Raw genomic sequence first — 23,688 nt, 5'->3', positions numbered from 1 at the left:
CGGGTTGATTCCCGGTGCGGTCGGATATCGCCGAGATTGCCCCCGCTCGGCGGACACAGGATCGAGCAGGCGGCGAGATTCGTCCGGAAAGCGGGTTGGCTCGTTCGGAAAGTGGGGTGATTCGGTCACATGTGAGCGGGGCGGGTCACTCGGAAGCGCCCTGGGAAGCGTCCATCGGGCCGTCCACACCGAACAGATCCGGCTCGGAGCGGGTGATCACGTCGTAGAGCGGCTTGTAGTTGATCCACGCGACGGTGTCGTTGCCGAGCTGGTCGCGGGTCAGCCTCGCGTTCTCCGGCGAGATGTGCCTGACCTCGCCGGCCGCCTTCGCGAGCAACTGCACCTGGCACGACCGCTCCATCGTGATGAACCACCACGCCGCCGCGTCGACCGACTGGCCGACCGTCAGCAGGCCGTGGTTGCGCAGGATGAGCGCCTTGTGGGCACCGAGGGTCTTGGCAATCCGCCGTCCCTCGTCGGCGTCGAGCACCACCCCCGCGTAGTCGTCGAAGACCTCGTGGTCCTCGTAGAACGGACACACGTCCTGCGTGATCGGTTCGAGCTTGACGCCGAGCGCGGCCATCGCGCGCCCGTGGGTGGAGTGGCTGTGCGCCGCCGCGACCACGTCGGGGCGCGCCGCGTGGATCTGCGAGTGGATCGCGAACGCGGCCTGGTTGACGTGGAACCGACCCTCGACGACCTGGCCCTCGTGGTTGACCAGGATCAGGTCGTCCACGGTGATGTGCTTGAAGGACATCCCGAAGGGGTTCACCCAGAAGTGGTCGGTGAGCTCCGGGTCGCGCGCGGTGATGTGGCCCGCGACGCCCTCCTCGAATCCGAACCGACCGAACAGGCGCAGGGCAGCGGTCAGCCGCTCCTTGCGGTGCCGGCGCTCCTGCGCGACGGTCTCGAACGTGGCGGGCAGCGCGAAGCTCAGATCCGACGGCGACACGGGCTGCGGCTTGGTCCGCGACTCGGGCTTCGGGCCCTGGGACTGAGGTGCTTCGGTGCCGGACATGGTCGTCTCCTCGAACTGCTCGGGCATCGTGTCCCGGCGGGCAGGAAGGCCGGATGGGGACCTGCCACCGACGTTACTCGTGCGTCACATCCGCCGGCCATACCCGGAGCAGGCCCGTTCGCGGGCGGCGGCGGATTCTAGCCCGCCGATCCGTCGGACATCGGGTTTTCGAATATTAAGGCGAATATCCCTGCGGGGTGCTCCGCGGCACTTCTACGCTGCCGTCCAGTGAGCACCGGTGCCGGGAGAAATGGGAATCGGCGCGCGGGGGATCGACGTCCGAAAGCTTGGCGGGCGAACGTGCGGCGCGGGAAAGCGTGGCGTGCGCCAGGAAAGCGTGGAGGGCGGACGGGGAAACGTGGGTGTGGATTGAAGGGCGGGGGCGTGCATTCGACGGGGGCAGCGAGTACCGGTGCTTGGGGAGTGGCAGCAATCCCCTGTTTCGGTGCGGGGGACGCGACGCTTTCCGGAGTGCGCGCGACAGGGACCGCGCCGACGACCGCGGCGACGGGAACCCCGAATTCGGGCAGGCGAGGAAGGGCGGAGATGAGCCGACCACCGCGCCGATCGAGGCCGTCCCGGCGCCGGCCGGGCGACCCGCCGAGCATGCCGGAGAGCCCGCCGGTCGATGTCGTTGCCGACGCCGTTGCCGACGCCGATGTCGTTGCAGACCCGGGAATCGACGCCGGTTTCGGCGCGGGGACCCCGGTCGAAGCGCCGATCGAAGCCGGACTCGACCCCGGCCCCGCCCTTGCCCCCGATCCCGATCCGGATCCGATGTCTGTGCCGACGTCGATCGCGATTCCCGCGTCCTCGTCGACCACTGTCCCGGTTGCCGAGAGCGGCTCCGACGGAATTCAGCACAATACCGCACCGCCGATCGCGCCGGAGGAATTCATGGCCAATATGGAAACGGCCCTCAAGGAAGCAATGACGATCGAGGGGGCTATCGGTGTCGCCCTCGTCGACTACACGAGCGGAATGGCACTCGGAGTTCTCGGCACCGGCAACGAACTCGACCTCAACGTGGCCGCCGCAGGAAACACCGACGTGATGCGCGCGAAGATGCGCACGATGGAGATGCTGCAACTCGGTGACCAGATCGAGGACATCCTGATCACGCTCGGCAGGCAATACCACGTGATCCGACCGCTGACCGGTCGGGCCGGCAAGGGCCTGTTCCTGTACCTCGTGCTGCTCAAGGACCGAGCCAACCTCGCCATGGCGCGGCACAGCCTCAAACGTATCGAGGAGGAGATCGAGGTCTGAGCGTTCGAACGCGGCGCCCGGATCTGTGTCCGGTCCCGCGTGCGCAGACCGTTCCTCGATACCCGGCGCCCTCCGTCACCCCCATGCGGAGGGCGCCGTCGGGTGTCCTGCGACACGTGCGGCTTCGCTGGTCTCCCTGCCCGGTCTCGGATATGACGGTACGTCAGACGTACCGACGAACATCGTCGAACGCCGTCGAACGTCGAACGCCGTCGAACATCGAGCGCTGTCGAGCTTCGAGTTCATTCGTCGAGTTCTCCGAGGAGCCGCATGCTGTCGGGCGAGAAGATTCTGATCACCGGTCCCGCGGGCCAGATCGCCTACCCGCTGACCGAGTTCCTGTCCCGCGACAACGAGGTGTGGGGCATCGCCCGGTTCTCGAACGCCGAGGATCGGGGGCGCGTCGACGCCCTCGGGGTGACCACGCGCGCGGTGGACCTGGGCTCGGGTGATTTCGACGACCTGCCCGAGGACTTCACGTACGTCCTGCACCTGGCCACGTTCCAGGGTCCGGGGCTGGACTACGACGAGGCGCTGCGCGTCAACGCCGAGGGGACCGGGCTGCTGCTTCAGCACTGCCGGCGGGCCAAGGCCGCCCTGGTGATGTCCACCGCGTCGGTGTTCAAGCCGCACGAGGACCCGATGCACGTCTTTCGCGAGAGCGACCCGCTCGGCGACTCCAACGTGAGCCACGCGCCGACGTACTCGGTGTCCAAGACCGCCGAGGAGGCGGTGTCGCGCTACTGCGCCCGCGCGTTCGACCTTCCCGTGGTGATCGCGCGGATGAACGCGTCGTACGGCCCGGGCGGCGGCCTGCCCACGATGCACCTCGACGCCGTCGCGGCGGGCGAGCCCGTGGTCACGCGGTGGGACCCGTGCATGTACAGCCCGATCCACCAGGACGACATCAACGGTCAGACCGCGGCCCTGCTCGACGCCGCGTCCACGCCGGCGACCGTGGTCAACTGGGGTGGGGACGAACCGGTCGCCGTACAGGAGTGGGCGGCCCACATGGGCGAGCTCACCGGTACGTCCGCGACGGTGGTGGTCCGTACGCAGCCCGGCACGCTGCGTGGACAGATCCAGGACACCACCCGGCGCGCGGCCCTGACCGGTCCGTGCACGGTGGACTGGCGGACCGGCCTGGCGAACGTGTACGCAACCCGGCAGGGTGGTTCGGCCTGACCGAGTCGGGCAGCCTTCGGCTGTGCTCGATAGCGTCGAGTCCGCACTCGCCCCACGGCGGGGCAATCGGCAGGAAGGACAATGATCATGGGCATCCTCGATACCCCCATCGCCACGCTGGAGGGGGAGACCACGACCCTGGGCGGCGTCACCGAGGGCAAGGTCGCCCTCGTCGTCAACGTCGCGTCCAAGTGTGGTCTGACCCCCCAGTACACCGGCCTCGAGGAACTGCAGAAGGAACTGGGCGCGCGCGGCTTCACCGTCGTGGGCGTCCCGTGCAACCAGTTCATGGGGCAGGAACCGGGCAGCGCCGAGGAGATCCAGGAGTTCTGCTCGACGACCTACGGCGTAACGTTCCCGCTCACCGAGAAGATCGACGTCAACGGCCAGGACCGGCACCCGCTGTACGACGTGCTCGCCGCGGCCTCCGACGCCGAGGGCGCCGCGGGTGACGTGCAGTGGAACTTCGAGAAGTTCCTGCTCTCCGCGGAGGGCGCCATCGTCGGCCGGTTCCGTCCGAAGACCGATCCGCACGACCCGAACCTGATCGCCGCGATCGAGAGCGTGCTCCCGAAGTAGCGATGCCTCGGCAGTCGGTCGGCGCGTCGCGCCGCCCGCTGCCGGCGGTGCCGAGAACCGGTGAGGTCTTCGGTCACGGCACCGGCTAGATCAGTGCCCACACCGCCGTCGCGTCGTCGCAGGTCTTCCCGCGCGGCCAGCGGGCGCCGTCCGCGTCGGAGGCCTCCGCGGCGCGCACCCGCGCGAGCAGTTCCGCGGGTCCGAAGTGCCGCAGCACGGTCATCAGTCCGTCCCAGTCGCTCAAGCCGAAGCGGTCCACGAGCCGACTGGCGCCGTCGGTGAGCGCCGCGAGCGCCTGGACGTCGGAGAGTCTCAGCGTGCCCGTCAGCGCCTCGCTCGCGGCTGCGGGATCCGCCGCCGCGACCCAGTAGCCACCGGGTACGTTACGGGCCGCCCGAAGGGTGTCCAGATACGTCTGATGGGCCGTCAAGTAGGCGGGCGTGCCCACCGGGTGCGCGTCCCGGGCCCGGCGCAACGGCCCACCGATCACATCCGTGCGGTCGTCGGTGATCACCGTCAGGTCGTCCTCGCCCTCGATCAGCAGCGTCGAGTCGGACAGCACGAGGTACTCCAGTCGGTCCTCGATGATCCGCGCGACCACGACCGTCGCGGCCGGTGCGTCGGGTCGCACGAGGTCGCACGCGTCGACGTGCAGCGCGGCGGTGTCCTCGATCGCGTCGTGCAGACACTCGCCGAGCGACCGGTCGGGCCGACCCCCGCTGTGGGTGAACAGCGCGGAGCCCAGGCGCTCCACGAACCAGTTCACCCCGTGCTTGCAGCCGTTGTCGGCGGGCGACGTCACGCCGTCGAGCAGCACCAGCGTCGTCGGGCCCGCGACGACGAAGTCCTCGTTCGGTTTGCCCGGATGACCCGGTTCGGTAGCGAATTCCACGCGCATCGCGGACATCCCTCCCTTTTAGGCGCCACGCCGTACGGCTGCCCCGCTCTCGGTATCGGGAAACGGCCGATGATCATGCCTGCTCCGGGAAAAGCGTCGGAAAATTCACAGCGGTTTCACGCAACTGTTTCGCGTCGGGTCTCGTGCGCGCCGGTTTGCAACCCTTAATCTCTGCCTTCGACACACCTTCTCGTGCCTATTTCTACGCGCGTCACCGCCGTGGGCGGTACGCGCGTCACCGAAGGGATCCCATGCTCGGGACAAGACGACGCCGCGGTCGGCTCGCCCTCACCGGCCTGGTCGCCGCGAGCCTGCTCGCCGCCGGCGGCACCGCCTCGGCGGACATGCGCGGCGGTCAGGACCGCCCCGCACGCACGATGGACCTCCAACTCCTCGCGCTCAACGACCTGCACGGCAACCTGGAGGAACCGCAGGGTTCCGCCGGCAACGTCACCGAGATCGGTCCCGACGGCAAGCCCGTCTCGATTCCGGCGGGTGGCATCGAGCACCTGGCCACGCAGCTGCGCGAGGCCCGTGCCAAGAACCCGAACTCGCTGACCGTCGCGGCCGGCGACATGATCGGCGCGAGCCCGCTCCTGTCGGGTCTGTTCCACGACGAACCCACCATCGAGGCGCTCAACAAGATCGGCCTCGACGTCACCTCGGTGGGCAACCACGAGTTCGACGAGGGCCGCAAGGAACTGCAGCGCATGCAGTACGGCGGCTGCCACCCGACGGACGGTTGCTACACGCCGGGGCGCAGCTTCGAGGGCGCCGACTTCCCGTACCTGGCCGCCAACGTGCTCGACGAGCGCACCGGGCTGCCGATCCTGGCACCGGTCAGCGTCAAGAACGTCAACGGCGCGCGTATCGGCTTCATCGGCATGACGCTCGAAGGCACGCCGGACATCGTCACGGCCGCGGGCGTCAAGGGCCTGAAGTTCAAGGACGAGATCAAGACCGCCAACGCGATCGTGCCGTGGCTGCGGCTGTTCGGCGTCGAGTCGATCGTCGTGCTCCTGCACGAAGGCGGCCTGCCCACGAGCAACGCGTACAACTACGACTGCAACGCGGGTGGCAACCTGGGCCTTTCGGGCCCGGTCGTCGACATCGCCAAGGGCCTGGACCCGGCGATCGACATGGTCGTCACCGGCCACACGCACCAGGCGTACTCGTGCAACATCCCCGACCCGGCGGGTCAGCCGCGGATGGTGACGAGCGCGTCGTCGTTCGGCAAGATGTACACGCAGATCGACGCCACCTACGACAAGCGCACGCGCGACATCGTGCGCACGTCGGTCAAGGCGCAAAACCAGGTCGTACGACGCGAGACGCCCAAGGCGCCGGACGTCACCCAACTGCTCGCCGACTGGCAGAAGCTGGCCGCGCCGGTCGCGAACCGGCCGATCGGCTACATCACCGGCGACATCCGCGGGCGCGGCGCGACCACGCCCGAACAGCCGCTGGGCGACCTGATCGCCGACGCGCAACTGGAGGCGATGGCACCGGCCGACAAGGGCGGCGCGCAGATCGCGTTCATGAACCCGGGCGGGATCCGCTCGGACCTGCAATACGCGGCGGCCGGCGCGGAAGGCGACGGCGTCGTCACGTACGGCGAGGCGTTCACCGTCCAGCCGTTCACCAACATGATGCACACCATCGACCTCAAGGGTCAGGCGATCCTGGACGTGTTGGCGCAGCAGTACACGGGCGGCAACGCGGCGAGTCCTAAGGTCCTGCAAATCTCCAAGGGCCTGACGTACACGACCGATCGCTCGAAGACGGGCGCGGACAAGATCGTGGCCGGCAGCGTCAAGCTGAACGGCGTCGCGCTCGACCCGGCGGCGACGTACAAGGTCACCGCGAACGAGTTCCTCACCGGCGGCGGCGACGGCTTCGCCGCCTTCAAGACGGGCACGAACAAACTGGTCGGCCCATCCGACCTGGACGCCTTCCTGACCTACTTCACCGCCCACTCCACGGCAACCACCCCGCTGGCGCCCCCGGCGGCGGACAGAATCACGTTCACCGGCTGACACCCACCCTCACCCGCAGGGCCCGGCCCACCGGAAGCCGGGCCCTGCGCGGTTCAACGTCGAATCCGAAGGAACCAACTCCCACACCCCTTTACCTGATCAGCAACAGAGGCCCCAGCGCCGCCACCCCCCGCCCGATTTCCGCAACATCCCCCCAAAACCCGCGGGTGGGGGGTGGGAACAAACCCCAAAGCGCACCCGCAACGCCAAAACCCGGCCGGCCCAAGGCGGCAGCCGCAACGCCAAGCCCGGGCCGCCCCAAGGCGGCAGCCGCAACGCCAAGGCAAAGCGCGCGAACACGCCCGCCCAGCCGACCGCGACCGACCGCCTCTGCGCGACAATCGCTCCATGAGCTCAACGCGACGCCCACCGACCGGAGCCGACGTCGCCCGCGCCGCAGGCGTATCCCGCGCAACGGTGTCCTACGCCATGAACGACGTCCTCGACAGCCGCATCCCGGAGGAGACCCGTCGTCGAGTCCGAGACGTCGCCGCGGAACTCGGCTACCAGCCCAGATCCGATGCGCGTTCGCTCCGTCGAGGCCGTACCGACCTGGTGATCGTCCCGACGTACGAGATCCCCTTCGGCCAACTGATCCAACGCTTCTTCGACGGCCTCGCCCGCGAGTTGCACGTACTCGGGCACACCCTGGTGATCCACGGGAACCCGGCCGCCCACGGCATCGAGGGAGCCAGGGCATGGGGCGCACTGAACCCGGCCGCCGTGCTGGTGCTGCCCGACCGGATGTCGCCCGAGGGCGTCGAATACCTCACCTCACGCGGGATCGCCGTGGTCGCCGTCGGCGGCAGCCCGGTTCCGGTACCCCTGACCCTGACCGTCGACCAAGCGGCCGCCGGTGCCGCCGCCGCCGAACACTTCGTCCACCGAGGCCGCCGCGACTTCGCGGTGATCGTGCCCCGCGAACCCGGCGTGGCCGAACTCGGTCTCGAACGTCTCGCCGGCTTTCGCGCCGTGGCCGACCGGGCGGGCCTGCCGGTACGCGTGGTCGAGATGTCCGAGACCCCGCAGGACGCCGCCCGCATCGCGGCACAGTGGCACGCCGGTGACCGTCCCGATGCCGTGTACGGCTACAACGACGAATACGCGGCCCTGCTCCTGGGGGCCCTGTACGACCTCGACATCACGACCCCGAAGGACATCGCGCTGATCGGCACGGACGACCTGCCCCTGTGCGACATGGTCCGCCCGCGGCTGACCAGCGTCGCCTTCGAACCATTGGCGTCCCTGCACGACATCGCCGCCGCCATCATCGCCACGATCGAAGGCGCCGTCCTGCCGGATGTCGCCCTGTGGCGGGCTGCCCTGAGCCCGAGAGACTCCGCCTGAAACCGCCCCGCCCCGGCCCGTGCATCGACCCGACCGGGCCCGGGCCGGCACCCTAGGAGCCCGCAGCCGCCCGCACCCGCTCGACCTGCCGGACCACCAACTCCTCCGCCGGCAAACGGATATCGGGTTCCTTCGTGTCCGAGTGGGTGACCCGCACCAACGTCGAACCGACCCGGACCAGGACGCTTCCCCGAGTCCGCCGCCCGTCGGTGATGTGGACCGCGAGGCTGTCGTCGCCGATCCGGGCGTACGGGACCTCGCGGTACCGCTCGGTGTCCGTGTACTCCGCATCCGAGGAGGTCGGCCTCGGGCACGCCGCCAACGCCCGGCGACCCGCCGCGAGCACGCTCTCGGCCCCTCTGCCGTCGTAGGTGTACAACTCGCCGATCAGCACGCCCTCGCGACCGGGCAGGTCGAATGCCGCCGAGTGCGCGGCCTTCGGCGCCACCGCTCCCTGCGCGGGATGCATCAGGTCGATCAACGCCTGGCACTCGGCCTGCTTCGCCGTGGTTCGCACGGTGGATATCGGGCCGATGCCGCGCGCGCCGGCCGGCAACTCCGCGACCGTCAGCATCGCGATCACCAACTGCTCCTGACGCAAAGGCGGTCCAGGGTCCGGCCCGTCCGGCCGGACCGGCTCGGGAGGCAGGCCCGGCGCGCCCACCACCGGCCTTCCCCCGTCGCGCTCCCCGTTGCCGCCGGCGCGGCTGCCACCGTCGTCGGCGCCACAACCCACCCCTGCGAGCAGCAACATCCCGACGCCGGCGACGACCACCCCGACCCGGCGCCGATCTTCCCGCACGCGCACGTACTGATGCCTTCCGTAGACCTCGACCACGTCGCTCGGGCCGGGAACACGAACCGAGCCCGCCGTCGGGAAGCCCGACACGTGCGACGACGAAAAGGGCAGCGGTCGCCGGTGACGAACCACCGACGACCGCCCCCGAGACGACTAGGACTTCGCCGCTGCGGCGACCTTCTCGATCTGCTTGGTCACCAGCGCGTCGCTCGGCAGAGCCGCCACCGTACCGGCCGGCTCCGCGTTGGAGACCATGATCAGAGTCGGCCCCGAACGCACGATGACCACGCCCAGCGCCCCGCCGTCCTGGGGCGTCAGACCGATGGCCAGGGTCTCGTCACCGAGCTTGGCGTGCGCGATCTCCTGGTACTTGTTGACGCTGGTTTCGCCGTCGGCACCCACCACGGACACCGACCCGCAGTTCTTCAACGCGTCCCGTCCCTTGGCGAGGACGGTCGCCGCGTCGTTGCCCGCGAACGAGTACAACTCGGTGGTGATGATGGTGGTCGGCATCTGTCCGCCGATGATCGACGACGCCTGACCCCCGGCAGTCGGCTTGGGAGTGCCCTGATTCGGCATGGACAGGTCGACGAGTGCCTGGCAGGACGCCGGCTCCGCGAACGATCGGTCACCGGCGTCGCGGCCTTCGGTGCTGTACACACCCTGCGGCAACTCCGCCGCCACGAGCAGAGCCGATTGCAGCTGGGCCTGCGTCAAGGCGGCCCCCGACGCGGCCTTGGACGCCTCGGCGCTCGGCGCGGCGGCCGGCGCGCTCGGGGCGGCGGGAGCCGAGACCACAGGCGCCGTCGAAGGGCCGGCCACGCTGCCGGCAGGCTTCGCCGAGTCCTTCTTGTCCTCGTCACCGCCGCAGGCGGTAGCCACCATCAGCAACGATCCGGCGATCGCCGCAGTGCTCATCCGAAACACCATCTTGCGCATGTACGGGAATCCTTCGGGGAAAAGCGGCCCCATCCTCCCGACCGACCCGACCGTTACGAGGGAGCGAACGGGCAGGGCATCGAGAGGATGTGACGGGCCATCGACAAGACGAGGCAACAGATCGCGTCACGAACGCCGTTCCCCCCCGAGACCGGCCGTTCGACGAAAGCGAGTGAAGATCTCCGGTCGGCGGTCCCGAACCGTCGTCAACCGGGTCGAGGACCGGGCGCCTTGTTCCGGGACCACCACGAGAGCGACGTCATCATCGTGGAACTCGTCGAACATTGCCAACTGTTTACAGACAACCGGTATGTCAGAGGCCGCCTACGTCCGGTTCACGGGGAGCGGAGCGCCGTCGAGGTGCTCACGCCGGTCCGGCCGCGTCGTGCCACCACTGCGGGAACGGCTCGACCCGCTGCGCCCACTCCGCCGGCAACTCCGCGCGTACGCCGACGATTCCGCCCACGATCGCGCACGTGGTGTCCACGTCCCCGCCTGCGCTCGCGGTGTCCCAGAAGGCCGCCGCGAAGTCGTCGAGGTGGCGGGCGGCCGACCACACCGCGAACGGCACGGTGTCCGGCGCGCTCACCAGTCGCCCGTTCCCGAGCAGGCGACCCACCGCCCGGGCGTCCTGACGATCCACCAGATCCAGTGCCGCGCCCAGCCGTTCGCGCACCAGCCCGGCGGGAGTCCGCTCCCGGACGAAGGCCGTGAACTCGCCCGCGCCCGGCCGTACCAACGTCACCGCTCCCGCGGCCGCGACGGCCACCGCCACCGCACCCGCGATGCCTTCGGGGTGGGTATGCGTCACCGCCGCCGACAGCGCGGCCTGTTCCACCACCGTGTTCAGGTCGGCCGCGAACCACGCACCCAACGGCGCGACCCGCATCGCGGCCCCGTTGCCCCACGACCCCTGACCCTCGAACGGCTCGGCGGCCAACGTCCGCCAGTCGCCGCCCTGTCGGACCAGCCGCAACATCCGGTTCGTGGACGGCCCGTAGCCGCGATCGAAGTCGTGCCTCACCGCGAATGCCTTGGCCAACGCGTCCTGATCGACGCGACCACGCATCGTCAGCTCGGCGTGAAGCGCACACGCCATCTCGGTGTCGTCGGTCCACGGCCAGACGCCGTCCGGGAGTCGACGTTCCTTCAAGCGGGGGAGGTTGTCGGGTACGAAGAACTGCGCGCCGAGCGCGTCCCCGAGCGCGAGTCCGCGCAGCGAGGCGAGAGCGAGATCCTGGTGGGTGGCCATAGACGACCATCATCTCGCTCCCCGTGCCTACATTCCAGGATGACGCCACCAGCGCGCACCGAGCCCGGCGCAGACGACGGACGCGCGCACCCGAGCGCAACGATTCCCGCCACCTCGAAGCCCGACGCCGCTGCCCCGAACCCGACCGCGCGCCGATACCAACCAGCCCTGGTAGTACCGCAGTTGCCCCTCACCCGGCACCAGGGCGGCTCGTACAACGGAACCGCTGACCGCCCTCGCGTGGCTCGCCGGCCGCACCGAACGCATCCGCCTCGGCACGACGGTCCTGATCCTCCCGTACCGCGACCCCCTGCTCACGGCCCGCGTCACCGCGAACATCGACCACTACAGCGCCGGCCGCCTGATCCTGGGCGTCGGCATCGACCGCCTGCGCCCACCCGCGCGTGACCGTGCCGACCTGGAATCCGTCATCCACCTCTTGACGACCCATCGGACGTAAACGCGAGAGCGCGGCGAGTGCGACCAAGCCGGACCCGACACAACCGCAGGACCGCCGGGACCAAAGTTGTGCTTTTTCATGACCTTCGGCACACAAGTGGTGGCCGGACCGCCCCTTCGGTGTCGGGCTGTGGCGCCCCGAACACAGAACGGGACAAAAGGAGCAGCTTTGTGGCGTACTTCAAGATCCGCGATGTGCAAGGGCGCGTCGAAGTGGTCTCCGATTCGAAAGAATCCGTGAGGAAGCGGCCCGCCGAACGCGCCGAAGGCGGCCGATTCGACGACGGATCACCGAACCCCACCGGCAAACCCCCGGCCCGCAGCCCTGACCAAGAGAGCGGCCACGACAAAGGCCCAGGCCCGAGACTGCGTCTCTGACCTGGGCCTTTGCCCATTGGAGCGGGTGACGAGGATCGAACTCGCACCACTAGCTTGGAAGGCTAGGGCTCTACCATTGAGCTACACCCGCATCTGGTGTGGCGTGCACGTGGCGCCTAGGTTAGCGGATTGGTGCGCGGCCAGTGCAGACTCTAGCGTGTCGTCCTCTAGACTTCATCGGGCGCCACGGGGCGTAGCGTAGTGGCTAGCGCGCCTGCTTTGGGAGCAGGAGATCGGGAGTTCGAGTCTCCCCGCCCCGACCACACATCCTGAAACTCGTTGAAGGATGGATCGGTACCGCCGGTCCTGACCCTTCGGTGTGCCGTCAGGCAAGATGCACAGGCCCGGAAGAACAGCCCGCAGCAAGGAGACCCTTACCGTGAAGAGCGCCGTCGAGACGCTGAACCCGACCCGGGTTCGGCTCACCGTCGAGGTTCCCTCCGAGGAGCTGAAGCCCAGCCTCGACGCGGCGTACAAGAAGATCGGCCGGCAGGTGACGGTCCCGGGCTTCCGTAAGGGCAAGATCCCTGCGCGCATCATCGACCAGCGCTTCGGCCGTGAGGCCGTATTCGTCGAGGCGTTCGATGACATCCTCTCCTCCTCGTACGGCAAGGCCGTGGAGGAGAACGAGCTGCGCGTCCTGGGCCAGCCCGAGGTCACCGAGGTCACCGACGTGACCGAGCTGGCCGGCGGCGCCGATCTGAAGTTCACCGCAGAGGTCGACACCCGTCCCGAGATCGCGCTGCCGGACTACACCGGCATCGAGGTCGAGGTCGATGACATCACCGTCACCGACGAGGACGTCGCAGAGAAGATCGAAGAACTTCGTGACCGCTTCGGCGCGCTGAACACCGTCGAGCGGGCCGCGGCCGAAGGCGACACCGTCGTCATCGACATCGAGGCCAAGGTCGACGGCAAGGTCCTCGAGGACGGCGTGGCCTCGGCCATGTCGTACGAGATCGGCGGCGACACGATGCTCGACGGCCTCGACGCCGCCGTCATCGGCGCGTCGGCCGGGGAGACCAAGACCTTCGAGACGGAGCTCCAGGGCGGCAGCGCCGCCGGCGAGACCGCCGAGGTGTCCGTCACGGTCACCACGGTCAAGGCGAAGGAGCTCCCCGAGCTCGACGACGACTTCGCGCAGCTGGCGAGTGAGTTCGACACGCTGGACGAGCTGAAGGCGGACCTGCGCGAGAAGCTCGACCACCAGAAGCTGCACGACCAGCAGAACGAGGGTCGCGACAAGGTTCTGGAGGTTCTGCTCGAGCAGATCGAGGTGCCGCTGCCGGAGAGCATCGTCACCGAGGAGATCGAGCAGCGTCGCGGTCAGCTGGAGCAGCAGCTCGGCATGATGGGCATGGACCTCACCAAGTGGCTGGAGATCCAGGGCCAGACCGCCGAGGAGTACGAGACCGAGCTCCAGGACAGCGTCCGCAAGGGCATGCGCGCCCAGTTCGTGCTCGACGAGGTCGTCAAGCAGGAGAAGCTCTCCGTCAACCAGGAAGAGCTGACCCAGCACCTCATCCAGCGGGCGCAGCAGTCGGGCATGAGCCCCGACCAGTTCGCGCAGCAGGTCATGCAGTCCGGCTACGTGCCGGTGCTCGTCGGTGAGGTCGCTCGCGGCAAGGCCCTCGAGGTCATCGCCAAGGGCGCCAAGGCCAAGGACGCTTCGGGCAACGAGGTCAGCCTCGGTGTCGACCTGCACGCGGACGACGAGGGCCACGACCACGCCGAGGGCGAAGCCGCCCCGGCCCAGGACGAGGCCGCCTCGGCGGACGCCGCTCCTTCGACGGACGAGGCCGCGGAGGACAAGGCGGAAGCCTGATCCACCTGCCGCACCACCCGCCACACCTGAGGTACATCCGGGCCCGGATGCCGTTTCGACGGCATCCGGGCCCGCGTGCGTCGCGTGCACGTGTTCGGCGTGCGGCACCGCAGACCTGGTGCACACGGGCCACGGGTGCTCGCTCCGCCCGCACCCCGCCTCCGTGCCGCGGCCGGTCCCGCACGACCCTGCCGGCCCGTCGGGCGGTGTCGATGTGCTCACGGGCCCACCAACCGGGCCCGTACGGCCTCGCGGCCGTGTCGCCCGGGAAGCTGTGCGTGGCCGTCCCCGTCTCGGCCGGATACCGCCCTGCTGCGCTCTGGGCGAACAGTCCTGAGTCTGGGATGGCCTGCGCCGATCTGCGCGTTAGGGTCGCTGTACGAAGGGGGACACCGGCCACGAACGCAGGTGTCTCCCGAGGTCGACTTCGTGACGGCTCGGGTTGCCGTCGGAAACGAGCAGGTGGATACGTGACGAATCCGCAGATCGTGACTCCGGGGCTCGCGGTGCCCACTTCGCGTGCATCTCAGCCGGGTGGGATGGGGCTCGACGACCAGGTCTACAACCGGTTGCTGCGCGAGCGGATCATCTTCCTCGGCTCGGTTGTCGAGGACCAGATCGCGAACGCGATCTCGGCCCAGCTGCTGCTGCTGAACGCCGAGGACCCGGACAAGGACATTTGGCTCTACGTCAACTCGCCCGGCGGCTCCATCACCGCGGGCATGGCGATCTACGACACGATGCAGTGGATCAGCAACGATGTCGCGACCGTCGCCATGGGTCTGGCCGCCTCCATGGGCCAGTTCCTGCTGACGGCCGGAGCCCCCGGCAAGCGCATTGCGCTCGCCAACTCCGAGATCCTGATGCACCAGCCGTCGGCGGGCCTGGGTGGTTCGGCCTCCGACATCAAGATCCAGGCCGAACAGCTCCTGCGCACCAAGCGCAAGATGACTCGCCTGATCGCGCACCACTCCGGGCAGAGCCCCGAGAAGATCGAGCACGACGCGGACCGTGACCGCTGGTTCTCCGCCGAGGAGGCCAAGGAATACGGCCTGGTGGACCAGGTTGTTCGCAGTGCGGCCGAGGTGACGAACACCGGCTCCACGAGCTGATCCGACGCTCGTCGCGCAGAGCAGAGCAGAGCCGGTCGTCCGGCAACCGAGTCCGCAGTCCCGGAGGGCTGAGATTTCCATGAATGACAATCTGTTTCACCGGCCCGAGGGCTTGGCTCCACTGGCCTCCCGCAGCGCCGAAAGCCGCTACGTCCTGCCGCGCTTCATCGAGCGCACGTCGCAGGGCATCCGTGACCAGGACCCGTACAGCAAGCTGTTCGAAGAGCGGATCATCTTCCTCGGCGTTCAGGTCGACGACGCGTCGGCGAACGACGTCATGGCGCAGCTCCTGACGCTGGAGTCGATGGATCCCGATCGGGACATCTCGATCTACATCAACTCGCCCGGCGGGTCTTTCACGGCGCTTACGGCGATCTACGACACGATGCAGTTCGTGCGTCCCGACATCCAGACGGTGTGCATGGGCCAGGCGGCCTCGGCCGCCGCCGTTCTGCTCGCCGCGGGAACTCCGGGCAAGCGAATGGCGCTTCCGAACTCCCGCATTCTCATCCACCAGCCGTACAGTGAAACGGGACGCGCGCAGGTCAGCGACCTGGAGATCCAGGCTCGTGAGATCCAGCGCATGCGCACCATGCTGGAAACGATGCTTTCGCAGCACAGCACGAGGCCGATCGAGCAGGTTCGCGACGACATCGAGCGCGACAAGATTCTGACGGCCGAAGAGGCGCTGGCTTACGGCCTCATCGACGAGATCACCGCCCCTCGCAAGATCGGCGGCTAGTTCCCCGCCCGGTCGGCGGCTTGCCGCCGACCGGACATCGGTGGCCGGTTGATGGTCAAAACCGGGGGATCGGCGATGCAGGCGGGGTACCGTCGAAAGACCAGGCACCAGGTCCGGGACATCCGGGGCCCAGGCGAAGGAGATGCACCTCGTGGCACGCATCGGTGACGGTGGCGACCTGCTCAAGTGCTCATTCTGCGGAAAGAGCCAGAAGCAGGTGAAGAAGCTCATTGCCGGTCCGGGTGTCTACATCTGTGACGAGTGCATCGACCTGTGCAACGAGATCATCGAGGAGGAGCTTTCCGAGTCCTCCGAGTTGAAGTTCGAAGAGCTTCCCAAGCCGCGGGAGATCTACGAATTCCTCGACGGCTACGTGGTCGGGCAGGAGTCCGCCAAGAAGGCGCTCTCGGTAGCGGTGTACAACCACTACAAGCGCGTCCAGGCGGGCGAGTCCGGCAAGGCCGCCCGCGACGACGGCGTCGAACTGTCGAAGTCGAACATCCTGCTGCTCGGTCCGACCGGCTGCGGCAAGACGCTGCTCGCGCAGACCCTGGCGCGCATGCTCAACGTGCCGTTCGCCATCGCCGACGCGACCGCCCTCACCGAGGCGGGCTACGTCGGCGAGGACGTCGAGAACATCCTGCTGAAGCTCATCCAGGCGGCCGACTACGACGTCAAGAAGGCCGAAACCGGCATCATCTACATCGACGAGGTCGACAAGATCGCTCGCAAGAGCGAAAACCCGTCGATCACGCGCGACGTATCGGGCGAGGGCGTCCAGCAGGCCCTGCTGAAGATCCTGGAAGGCACCACCGCGAGCGTGCCGCCGCAGGGGGGCCGCAAGCACCCGCACCAGGAGTTCATCCAGATCGACACGACGAACGTGCTGTTCATCGTGGGCGGCGCGTTCGCCGGCCTGGAGAAGATCATCGAGGGCCGGGTCGGCCGCAAGGGCATCGGCTTCGGCGCGCAGATCCGCTCCAAGCGCGACGTCGACAACGCCGACTCGTTCTCCGCCGTGATGCCGGAAGACCTGCTCAAGTTCGGGATGATCCCCGAGTTCATCGGTCGCCTCCCGATCCTGACCTCGGTGCACAACCTCGACCGCGAGGCGCTCATCCAGATCCTCACCGAGCCCAAGAACGCGCTCGTGAAGCAGTACCGCCGCCTGTTCGAACTCGACGGCGTCGAGCTGGAGTTCGAGATGGAGGCACTGGAGGCCATCGCGGACCAGGCGATCATGCGCGGCACCGGCGCCCGCGGCCTGCGCGCGATCCTCGAAGAGGTGCTGATGTCGGTGATGTACGAGGTGCCTTCCCGCAAGGACGTGGCCCGCGTGGTGATCACCGACCAGGTCGTGCTCAAGCACGTCAACCCCACACTCGTGCCGCGCGAGGTCGTCAAGCGCGAGCGCCGCGACAAGAGCGCGTAGTCGCCGACTGTCGCCGACCGCGCGGCGGCGGACCTCGCGGCCCGGGCCGATCGGCGACCGCGATCGACGGCGTCAGCGGGCACTGCCCGCGTACACGTTCGCGATCACCAGGCGCGCGTGCGCGACCCCGCCCCCGTCGCCGACGTAGACGAGGTCGTGTTCGTCGCCCCACAGGCACATCGCCGTATCGGGGTTGCTCCAGCACCGGAGCAGCCCCGGCGGCCCGGGCGCGGCCGGTTCCTCGGTCACCGCGACCGCCGGGACGAAGGCCCGCACGTACTCCAGCGGCGCTCTGTCCCGCTTCGTCGCCAGTGTCACCAGCACCGTTTCGCGAGTTCGCCCGTCGCCGAAGACCTCCGTGTGCACGGCGTCGAACGTGCGTGCCGTCGTGGCGTTCGACTCGTACACCGTCCGCGGCAGGTCCGCGTGCGCGATCGGACCCCTGGCCTCGATCGTGCGCGGCATCGTCGGCGGACCGGTGATTCCGGTCCGGGACGGGTCGGTCGGCAGGCCGCTCGACCGGCCGTCGCCGGCACCGCCGCCCGAGTGCAGGATCAGCACCGGTACGACCACGGCCGCGACGACCACCATGACGCTGCCGAGCACGCCCACGGCGATTGCGACCCGCTCGCGCGGGCGTTCCGGCGGGGGCTGGTCCGGCGGCAGCGGCATGGGCAGCGGCAGAGGCGGCGGCGGACTTCCGACCGAAGACACCGGTGGCACGGGTGACACCGATGACCCCGAAGACACCGCTGATACCGAAGACACCGGTGAGGGGACCGGCCCCGGTGACCCCGGACGTCCTCCCGGCGGCCCCGACAGGTATCCCGCCCCACTGGTCCCGCTCCCCGGCCATCCCCCATCCGCGTCGCTCATCGCCCACCACCCCCGCGGCTCGGCCGAACGTGTGCCGTCCGTTCGACGACGGGTTGCCCCGTACAACGACGGTACGGCCCGGAAGCGACGCACGACCGTATTCGGGGCTGTTTCTCCTGATCCGCTCACACCGGCCCCGCCCCGCCGGCCCGCCACCCCGTCGGCCGGCCCTACGGGACGTCAAAGCGTTCGCACGCCTTCCGTAGACTGGGGCGGTGACCGAGAACACCACTCCCGCAGCCGCTGCCGCCGAGCAGCCGCAGGCCCTTCCCTCCCAGTACACCCCCGCCGAGGTAGAGGGGAAGCTGTACGAGCGCTGGGTAGCCGCGGGCTGGTTCGAGGCCGACGCCAAGAGCGACAAGCCGCCCTACACGATCGTCATCCCGCCGCCCAACGTCACCGGACAGTTGCACCTGGGCCACGCGTTCCAGCACACGCTGATGGACGCGCTGACCCGTCGCAAGCGCATGCAGGGCTTCGAGACCCTGTGGCTCCCGGGCATGGACCACGCCGGCATCGCCACGCAGAACGTGGTCGAACGCGAACTCGCCAACGAGGGCAAGTCGCGCCACGACCTCGGCCGCGACGCGTTCGTCGAGCGCGTGTGGCAGTGGAAGGAAGAGTACGGCGGGAAGATCCTCGGCCAGATGCGTCGCCTCGGCGACGGCGTCGACTGGTCGCGCGAGCGCTTCACGATGGACGAGGGCCTGTCGAAGGCCGTGCAGACCATCTTCAAGCGGATGTTCGACGAGGGTCTGATCTACCGCGCCGAGCGGATCATCAACTGGTGTCCGCGCTGTCTCACCGCGATCTCCGACATCGAGGTCGAGCACCAGGACGACGACGGCGAACTCGTCTCGATCCGCTACGGCGACGGTGACACCTCGATCGTGGTGGCCACCACCCGCGCCGAGACCATGCTCGGCGACACCGCGGTGGCCGTGCACCCCGACGACGAGCGCTACGCGCACATGGTCGGCACCGAGATCGAACTGCCGCTCACCGGGCGCCGGATCCCGATCGTCGCCGACGAGCACGTCGACCCCGAGTTCGGCACCGGCGCCGTCAAGGTGACCCCCGCGCACGACCCGAACGACTTCGAGATCGGCCGTCGGCACAACCTGCCGATGCCCACGGTCATGAACGAGCGCGCGGTGATCACCGTGCACGGCCCGTTCGAGGGCCTCGACCGCTACGAGGCACGCCCCGCCGTCGTCGCCGCGCTGCGCGCGCAGGGCCGCATCGTCGCCGAGAAGCGCCCCTACGTGCACGCCGTCGGGCACTGCTCGCGCTGCAAGACCACGGTCGAGCCGCGCCTGTCAATGCAGTGGTGGGTCAACGTCGAGCCGCTCGCCCGCGCCGCCGGCGACGCCGTGCGCGACGGCCGGGTCACCATCCACCCGCAGGAGTTGGCCGGCCGCTACTTCGCGTGGGTCGACAACATGCACGACTGGTGCATCTCGCGCCAGCTGTGGTGGGGTCACCGGATCCCGGTCTGGTACGGCCCGAACGGCGAGACCGTGTGTGTGGGTCCGAACGAGGAGCCGCCCACCGGCGAGGGCTGGACGCAGGACACCGACGTGCTCGACACGTGGTTCTCGTCCGGACTGTGGCCGTTCTCCACCCTCGGGTGGCCCGAACAGACCGCCGACCTCGAAAAGTTCTATCCGACCGATGTGTTGCTCACCGGCCACGACATCATCTTCTTCTGGGTCGCCCGGATGATGATGTTCGGTCTGTACGCGATGGACGGCACGCCGCCGTTCCACACCATCACGCTCACCGGTCTGGTCCGCGACCAGTTCGGCAAGAAGATGTCGAAGTCCTTCGGCAACGTGGTCGACCCGATCGACTGGATGGACGCCTACGGCACCGACGCGCTGCGCTTCACGCTCGCGCGCGGCGCCAACCCCGGCACCGACGTGCCGATCGGCGAGGACTGGGTCCAGGGCTCGCGCAACTTCTGCAACAAGATCTGGAACGCCACCCGGTTCGCGCTGATGAACGGCGCGACCGTCGAGGGCGCCATGCCGGCCGCCGAGCAGTTGTCGGCGACCGACCGCTGGATTTTGTCCCGGCTCGACGCGGTCGTCGCCGAGGCCGACGCGTACTACGAGGACTACCAGTTCGCCAAGCTCGCCGACCTGATGTTCCACTTCGCGTGGGACGAGGTCTTCGACTGGTACGTCGAGCTGGCCAAGCTCCCGCTCAACGGCGACGACGAGGCGGCGGCGCAGGCCACCCGGCGCGTGCTCGGGGAGGTCCTGGACGTGACGCTGCGGTTGCTGCACCCGATCGTGCCGTTCGTGACCGAGGAGTTGTGGACCACGCTCACCGGCGGCGAGTCGCTCGTGCCGGCCGCGTGGCCGACCACCGGCGGGTTCGCGGACCCGGCGGCCGAGGCCGAGATCACCGCGCTCCAGCAGGTGATCACCGAGGTCCGCCGCTTCCGCTCGGACCAGGGCCTGCAGCCGGGCCGTCGGGTGCCGGCGCGGATCGCCCTGTCGGGCAGCGTGATCGCCGACCACGAGGCGGCACTTCGCCAGCTCGCGCGGCTGACCCCGGCGGAGGAGGGCTTCGCGGCGACCACGTCCTTCCCGGCCGGCGGCGCCGTGATCGAACTGGACCTGTCCGGCGTGATCGACGTGCCCGCCGAGCGCAAGCGGTTGTCCAAGGATCTGGCCGAGGCCGAGAAGGTTCGTGACGTGAACACCAAGAAGCTCGGCAACGCCGGCTTCCTGGCCAAGGCCGCGGCCGACGTCGTGGACAAGGTCCGGGACAAGCTCGCGACCGCCGAGACCGACATCGAGCGCCTCAAGGGCCAACTGGACCGGCTCCCCCCGGCCTGACCCGACGTCGTGCGGGCGGCCGGGGAACAACCGACCCGACCGCCCACACGACACCCAAGGAACACCGCACCGCAGCAACAGAAAACCGCAGCAGCACCCGAACACGGCACCTGAACACCGCACCGCAGCACCCGAACACCGCACCCGCCGTACCCGATCAGAACCGGTGACACCTGTGACAGACCCCGCCGAGGCCCTGGCCGCACTGCGCGCCGTAGAGGCCGAGCTGGTCGAGCGCTGGCCCGAGACCATGCTCGACCCGTCCACCGACCGCATCGCCGCGCTCATGGACGTCCTCGGCGAGCCCCAGCGGGCCTACCCGGTCATCCACCTCACCGGCACCAACGGCAAGACCAGCACGGCGCGAATGATCGAGTCCCTCCTGCGCACGTTCCAACTCCGCACGGGCCGCTTCACCAGCCCGCACATCGAGTCGATGACCGAGCGAATCAGTCTGGACGGCGAGCCGATCAGCGCCGAACGATTCGTCGAGACCTACCACGACATCCGCCCGTACATCGACATCGTCGACGCCGCGCAGCCGCACCCGATCTCCTTCTTCGAGGCGATCACCGGCATGGCGTACGCGGCCTTCGCCGACGCGCCGGTGGACGTGGCGGTGGTCGAGGTCGGCATGGGCGGCGCGTGGGACGCGACCAACGTCATGGACGCCTCGGTCGCGGTGGTCACCCCGATCGCGGTCGACCACGCCGCGCGGCTCGGCTCGACGCCCGGCGAGATCGCGGTCGAGAAGTCCGGGATCATCAAGAAGGACAGCCTCGTCGTGCTGGCCCAACAGCCCGCGGACGCGGCCGAGACGCTGCTGCGGCGCGCGGTCGAGGTGGACGCGACGGTGGCCCGCGAGGGCATGGAGTTCGGTCTCGTTCGGCGGGACCTGGCGGTCGGCGGGCAACTGCTCACGCTGCGCGGCCTGACCGGCGAGTACTCCGACATCTTCCTGCCGCTGCACGGCAGCCACCAGGCGCACAACGCGGCGGTCGCGCTCGCCGCCGTGGAGGCGTTCATGGGAGTCGGCCGGGCGGAGCGGGCCGGCCTCACCCAAGAGGGGCAACTCGACGTCGAGTTGGTGCGCGAGGCGTTCGCCAAGGTGACCTCGCCCGGTCGCCTGGAGATCGTCCGCCGCAGCCCCACCGTCCTGATCGACGCCGCGCACAACCCCGCCGGCGCGCGGGCCGCGGCACAGGCGATGGTCGACTCGTTCGACTTCCGACACCTGGTCGGCGTCGTGGGCGTGATGGGCGACAAGGACGTACGCGGCGTCCTGGAGGCGTTCGAGCCGGTCTTCGCCGAGGTCGTGGTGACACAGAACTCGCAGCCGCGCTCGATGCCCGTCGACGAACTCGCCGCGATCGCCGTCGAGGTGTTCGGCGGGGACCGGGTCGAGGTCCAGGCGTCGCTGCCCGAGGCGATCGAGGCCGCGGTCACACTCGCCGAGGAGGAGGGCGACCTCGGCGGCGCGGGCGTGCTGATCACCGGTTCCGTGGTGACCGTCGGCGAGGCCAGGACGCTGCTCAGGGGCAGCGGCTCGGGGGACGGCAACCGCAACGGAAGGGACGCCTAGGCATGCGCGCGCTCTGCTCGACCCACCTGATCGGCCAAGCGCTGGTGATCTGCCTCGCCGCGCTCGTGGCGATGCAACTCACCGACATCTCCACCGGCACCCTGTGGGCGGTCGCGGGGCCGTCGGCGCTCGCATGCGTGTGGCTGTGCGCCAAGCTCAAGGAACCGTGGGCGGTTCCGGCCGGTTGGGTGCTCCAGGCGGGCTTGTTCCTGACCGGTTTCGTGGTCCCGATGATGTTCCTCGTGGGGGTCGTGTTCGCCGGCATCTGGTACGGCTGCGTCCGGGTCGGGCGGATCATCGACACCGCCAAGGCCGCCCACGCGGCCGCCGCCGAGTGATCCGTTTCCGAGCCGGGACATCCGGCCCGGATGCCGGCGCGTGACCCCGGATAGGCTCTTCGCGTCGACCGTTGGTCAGGTCCGAACCCGTAGGTCCCGTACCCCTCATTCAAGGAAGCAAGGAGCCACACGTGTCCGAGCGCACGCTCGTCCTGGTCAAGCCGGACGGAGTCCGGCGAGGACTCGTCGGCGAGGTCATCGGCCGGATCGAACGCAAGGGCTTCACCCTGGCGGCGCTGGATCTGCGCACGATGGATCGCGAGACGATCGAGCGGCACTACGCCGAGCACGAGGGCAAGCCCTTCTACGCTCCGCTCGTCGAGTTCATGACGTCGGCGCCCAGCGTGGCGCTGATCGTCGAGGGTGAGCGCGTCATCGAGTCCTTCCGCGTCCTCGCGGGCGTCACCGACCCGATCAAGGCGGCCCCGGGCACCATTCGCGGCGACTTCGCCACGATCACGCGCGAGAACATCGTGCACGGGTCCGACTCGGTCGACTCCGCCGAGCGCGAGATCAAGAACTTCTTCCCCGAACACGCTTGAGCCGCACGGCGACAGCAGGCGAGGCACGGTCGACCGCGATCACCTGATCGCCGAGACCGTGCCTTCCGGGGCGCCCCTGGGCGCTCACGTGACCGACGCCTTCGGTACCGGACAACCGACTCTTTCGGCACCCGACAACCGACCCCCTCGGCACCCGACAACCGACCCCCTCGGCACCCGACAACCGACCCCCTCGGCACCCGACAACCGACCCCCTCGGTACCCGACAAC

Annotated in this window: 20 protein-coding genes, 2 tRNA genes and 1 pseudogene; 16 read left to right on the top strand and 7 right to left on the bottom strand. The window is 69.1% G+C overall.

Features of this window, described 5'->3' with window-relative positions; all coding sequences use genetic code 11:
- Positions 1–145: 145 nt before the first annotated feature.
- The gene (locus GT354_RS29315; protein WP_161359381.1) at positions 146–1,018 is read right to left on the bottom strand and encodes a class II aldolase/adducin family protein; all 873 of its coding nucleotides are present in this window, start codon (positions 1,016–1,018) and stop codon (positions 146–148) included.
- Positions 1,019–1,915: 897 nt separating this feature from the next.
- Between GT354_RS29315 and GT354_RS29310 the strand changes: the two genes are divergently transcribed.
- The 3 genes from GT354_RS29310 (at position 1,916) to GT354_RS29300 (ending at position 4,051) form a co-directional block, all read left to right on the top strand.
- On the top strand, positions 1,916–2,287 hold the full coding sequence (locus GT354_RS29310; RefSeq protein WP_161359392.1) for a hypothetical protein: 372 nt from the start codon (positions 1,916–1,918) through the stop codon (positions 2,285–2,287).
- 270 nt (positions 2,288–2,557) lie between these two features.
- Positions 2,558–3,472 (top strand): NAD(P)-dependent oxidoreductase, encoded by a 915-nt coding sequence (locus GT354_RS29305; protein WP_161359380.1) that lies wholly within the window; start codon positions 2,558–2,560, stop codon positions 3,470–3,472.
- Between the two features lie 87 nt (positions 3,473–3,559).
- Positions 3,560–4,051 carry a glutathione peroxidase gene (locus tag GT354_RS29300; protein ID WP_161359379.1) on the top strand — a complete coding sequence of 164 codons (492 nt, stop codon included), beginning with the start codon at positions 3,560–3,562 and terminating at the stop codon, positions 4,049–4,051.
- Positions 4,052–4,136: 85 nt separating this feature from the next.
- Here the strand turns inward: GT354_RS29300 and GT354_RS29295 are convergent, their stop codons facing one another.
- On the bottom strand, positions 4,137–4,949 hold the full coding sequence (locus GT354_RS29295; RefSeq protein ID WP_161359378.1) for a protein phosphatase 2C domain-containing protein: 813 nt from the start codon (positions 4,947–4,949) through the stop codon (positions 4,137–4,139).
- A gap of 251 nt (positions 4,950–5,200) precedes the next feature.
- Here GT354_RS29295 and GT354_RS29290 point away from each other — a divergent pair, with 251 nt between their 5' ends.
- Together GT354_RS29290 and GT354_RS29285 are read left to right on the top strand one after the other, a co-directional pair.
- A complete protein-coding gene (locus GT354_RS29290; RefSeq protein ID WP_161359377.1) occupies positions 5,201–6,985 on the top strand; it encodes a bifunctional metallophosphatase/5'-nucleotidase in 1,785 nt (594 codons plus the stop codon).
- Positions 6,986–7,333: 348 nt separating this feature from the next.
- On the top strand, positions 7,334–8,332 hold the full coding sequence (locus GT354_RS29285; protein WP_161359376.1) for a LacI family DNA-binding transcriptional regulator: 999 nt from the start codon (positions 7,334–7,336) through the stop codon (positions 8,330–8,332).
- Between the two features lie 52 nt (positions 8,333–8,384).
- Here GT354_RS29285 and GT354_RS29280 read toward each other — a convergent pair whose 3' ends face one another.
- The 3 genes from GT354_RS29280 to GT354_RS29270 all read right to left on the bottom strand — a co-directional run bounded on the left by GT354_RS29280 (position 8,385) and on the right by GT354_RS29270 (position 11,322).
- Positions 8,385–9,221, bottom strand: coding sequence for a hypothetical protein (locus GT354_RS29280; RefSeq protein ID WP_161359375.1), 837 nt, complete (start codon positions 9,219–9,221; stop codon positions 8,385–8,387).
- A 63-nt stretch (positions 9,222–9,284) separates the two neighbouring features.
- Positions 9,285–10,070 (bottom strand): hypothetical protein, encoded by a 786-nt coding sequence (locus GT354_RS29275; protein ID WP_161359374.1) that lies wholly within the window; start codon positions 10,068–10,070, stop codon positions 9,285–9,287.
- Between the two features lie 364 nt (positions 10,071–10,434).
- Positions 10,435–11,322: an ADP-ribosylglycohydrolase family protein gene (locus tag GT354_RS29270; RefSeq protein ID WP_161359373.1), complete on the bottom strand. Its 888-nt coding sequence runs from the start codon at positions 11,320–11,322 to the stop codon at positions 10,435–10,437.
- Positions 11,323–11,542: 220 nt separating this feature from the next.
- Here GT354_RS29270 and GT354_RS29265 point away from each other — a divergent pair.
- Both GT354_RS29265 and GT354_RS29260 read left to right on the top strand, forming a co-directional pair.
- A pseudogene (locus GT354_RS29265) lies at positions 11,543–11,704 on the top strand (LLM class flavin-dependent oxidoreductase); the annotation flags it as partial.
- A gap of 248 nt (positions 11,705–11,952) precedes the next feature.
- Positions 11,953–12,159: a hypothetical protein gene (locus tag GT354_RS29260; RefSeq protein ID WP_161359372.1), complete on the top strand. Its 207-nt coding sequence runs from the start codon at positions 11,953–11,955 to the stop codon at positions 12,157–12,159.
- A 17-nt stretch (positions 12,160–12,176) separates the two neighbouring features.
- Here GT354_RS29260 and GT354_RS29255 read toward each other — a convergent pair.
- Positions 12,177–12,250 (bottom strand) — tRNA-Gly (locus GT354_RS29255).
- Between the two features lie 96 nt (positions 12,251–12,346).
- Between GT354_RS29255 and GT354_RS29250 the strand changes: the two genes are divergently transcribed.
- The 5 genes from GT354_RS29250 (at position 12,347) to clpX (ending at position 17,270) form a co-directional block, all read left to right on the top strand.
- A tRNA-Pro gene (locus GT354_RS29250) sits at positions 12,347–12,422 on the top strand.
- Between the two features lie 116 nt (positions 12,423–12,538).
- Entirely contained in the window at positions 12,539–13,984 is a 1,446-nt protein-coding gene (gene tig / locus GT354_RS29245) for a trigger factor (protein WP_161359371.1), read from the top strand.
- Between the two features lie 539 nt (positions 13,985–14,523).
- Positions 14,524–15,096, top strand: coding sequence for an ATP-dependent Clp protease proteolytic subunit (locus tag GT354_RS29240; protein WP_161359391.1), 573 nt, complete (start codon positions 14,524–14,526; stop codon positions 15,094–15,096).
- A gap of 79 nt (positions 15,097–15,175) precedes the next feature.
- Complete coding sequence (locus GT354_RS29235; protein ID WP_161359370.1) at positions 15,176–15,838, top strand: ATP-dependent Clp protease proteolytic subunit; 663 nt, start codon at positions 15,176–15,178, stop codon at positions 15,836–15,838.
- A 151-nt stretch (positions 15,839–15,989) separates the two neighbouring features.
- Positions 15,990–17,270 carry an ATP-dependent Clp protease ATP-binding subunit ClpX gene (clpX, locus tag GT354_RS29230; RefSeq protein WP_161359369.1) on the top strand — a complete coding sequence of 427 codons (1,281 nt, stop codon included), beginning with the start codon at positions 15,990–15,992 and terminating at the stop codon, positions 17,268–17,270.
- Between the two features lie 72 nt (positions 17,271–17,342).
- Here clpX and GT354_RS29225 read toward each other — a convergent pair whose 3' ends face one another.
- A complete protein-coding gene (locus tag GT354_RS29225; protein WP_161359368.1) occupies positions 17,343–17,942 on the bottom strand; it encodes a hypothetical protein in 600 nt (199 codons plus the stop codon).
- A 419-nt stretch (positions 17,943–18,361) separates the two neighbouring features.
- Here GT354_RS29225 and GT354_RS29220 point away from each other — a divergent pair, with 419 nt between their 5' ends.
- From GT354_RS29220 to ndk, 4 genes are all read left to right on the top strand, one after another.
- Positions 18,362–20,995, top strand: coding sequence for a valine--tRNA ligase (locus GT354_RS29220; protein ID WP_161359367.1), 2,634 nt, complete (start codon positions 18,362–18,364; stop codon positions 20,993–20,995).
- 175 nt (positions 20,996–21,170) lie between these two features.
- Entirely contained in the window at positions 21,171–22,577 is a 1,407-nt protein-coding gene (locus GT354_RS29215) for a folylpolyglutamate synthase/dihydrofolate synthase family protein (protein ID WP_161359390.1), read from the top strand.
- Positions 22,578–22,579: 2 nt separating this feature from the next.
- Positions 22,580–22,915 carry a DUF4233 domain-containing protein gene (locus GT354_RS29210; protein WP_161359366.1) on the top strand — a complete coding sequence of 112 codons (336 nt, stop codon included), beginning with the start codon at positions 22,580–22,582 and terminating at the stop codon, positions 22,913–22,915.
- A gap of 131 nt (positions 22,916–23,046) precedes the next feature.
- On the top strand, positions 23,047–23,457 hold the full coding sequence (gene ndk, locus GT354_RS29205) for a nucleoside-diphosphate kinase (RefSeq protein WP_161359365.1): 411 nt from the start codon (positions 23,047–23,049) through the stop codon (positions 23,455–23,457).
- The last annotated feature ends 231 nt before the right edge of the window (positions 23,458–23,688 follow it).

This window comes from Streptomyces sp. SID3343, assembly GCF_009865215.1.
Taxonomy (GTDB): Bacteria; Actinomycetota; Actinomycetes; order Streptomycetales; family Streptomycetaceae; genus Embleya.
This window is presented reverse-complemented; position numbering and strand designations above follow the sequence as displayed.

Excerpts from the sequence above, each read along its gene's own strand:
- GT354_RS29305 (WP_161359380.1), top strand. The coding sequence starts at position 2,558 with ATGCTGTCGGGCGAGAAGATTCTGATCACCGGTCCCGCGGGCCAGATC.
- GT354_RS29290 (WP_161359377.1), top strand. The coding sequence starts at position 5,201 with ATGCTCGGGACAAGACGACGCCGCGGTCGGCTCGCCCTCACCGGCCTG.
- GT354_RS29225 (WP_161359368.1), bottom strand. The coding sequence starts at position 17,942 with ATGCCGCTGCCGCCGGACCAGCCCCCGCCGGAACGCCCGCGCGAGCGG.
- GT354_RS29270 (WP_161359373.1), bottom strand. The coding sequence starts at position 11,322 with ATGGCCACCCACCAGGATCTCGCTCTCGCCTCGCTGCGCGGACTCGCG.
- GT354_RS29300 (WP_161359379.1), top strand. The coding sequence starts at position 3,560 with ATGGGCATCCTCGATACCCCCATCGCCACGCTGGAGGGGGAGACCACG.
- GT354_RS29235 (WP_161359370.1), top strand. The coding sequence starts at position 15,176 with ATGAATGACAATCTGTTTCACCGGCCCGAGGGCTTGGCTCCACTGGCC.
- GT354_RS29310 (WP_161359392.1), top strand. The coding sequence starts at position 1,916 with ATGGCCAATATGGAAACGGCCCTCAAGGAAGCAATGACGATCGAGGGG.
- GT354_RS29285 (WP_161359376.1), top strand. The coding sequence starts at position 7,334 with ATGAGCTCAACGCGACGCCCACCGACCGGAGCCGACGTCGCCCGCGCC.
- GT354_RS29295 (WP_161359378.1), bottom strand. The coding sequence starts at position 4,949 with ATGCGCGTGGAATTCGCTACCGAACCGGGTCATCCGGGCAAACCGAAC.
- GT354_RS29240 (WP_161359391.1), top strand. The coding sequence starts at position 14,524 with ATGGGGCTCGACGACCAGGTCTACAACCGGTTGCTGCGCGAGCGGATC.
- GT354_RS29315 (WP_161359381.1), bottom strand. The coding sequence starts at position 1,018 with ATGTCCGGCACCGAAGCACCTCAGTCCCAGGGCCCGAAGCCCGAGTCG.
- GT354_RS29275 (WP_161359374.1), bottom strand. The coding sequence starts at position 10,070 with ATGCGCAAGATGGTGTTTCGGATGAGCACTGCGGCGATCGCCGGATCG.
- GT354_RS29210 (WP_161359366.1), top strand. The coding sequence starts at position 22,580 with ATGCGCGCGCTCTGCTCGACCCACCTGATCGGCCAAGCGCTGGTGATC.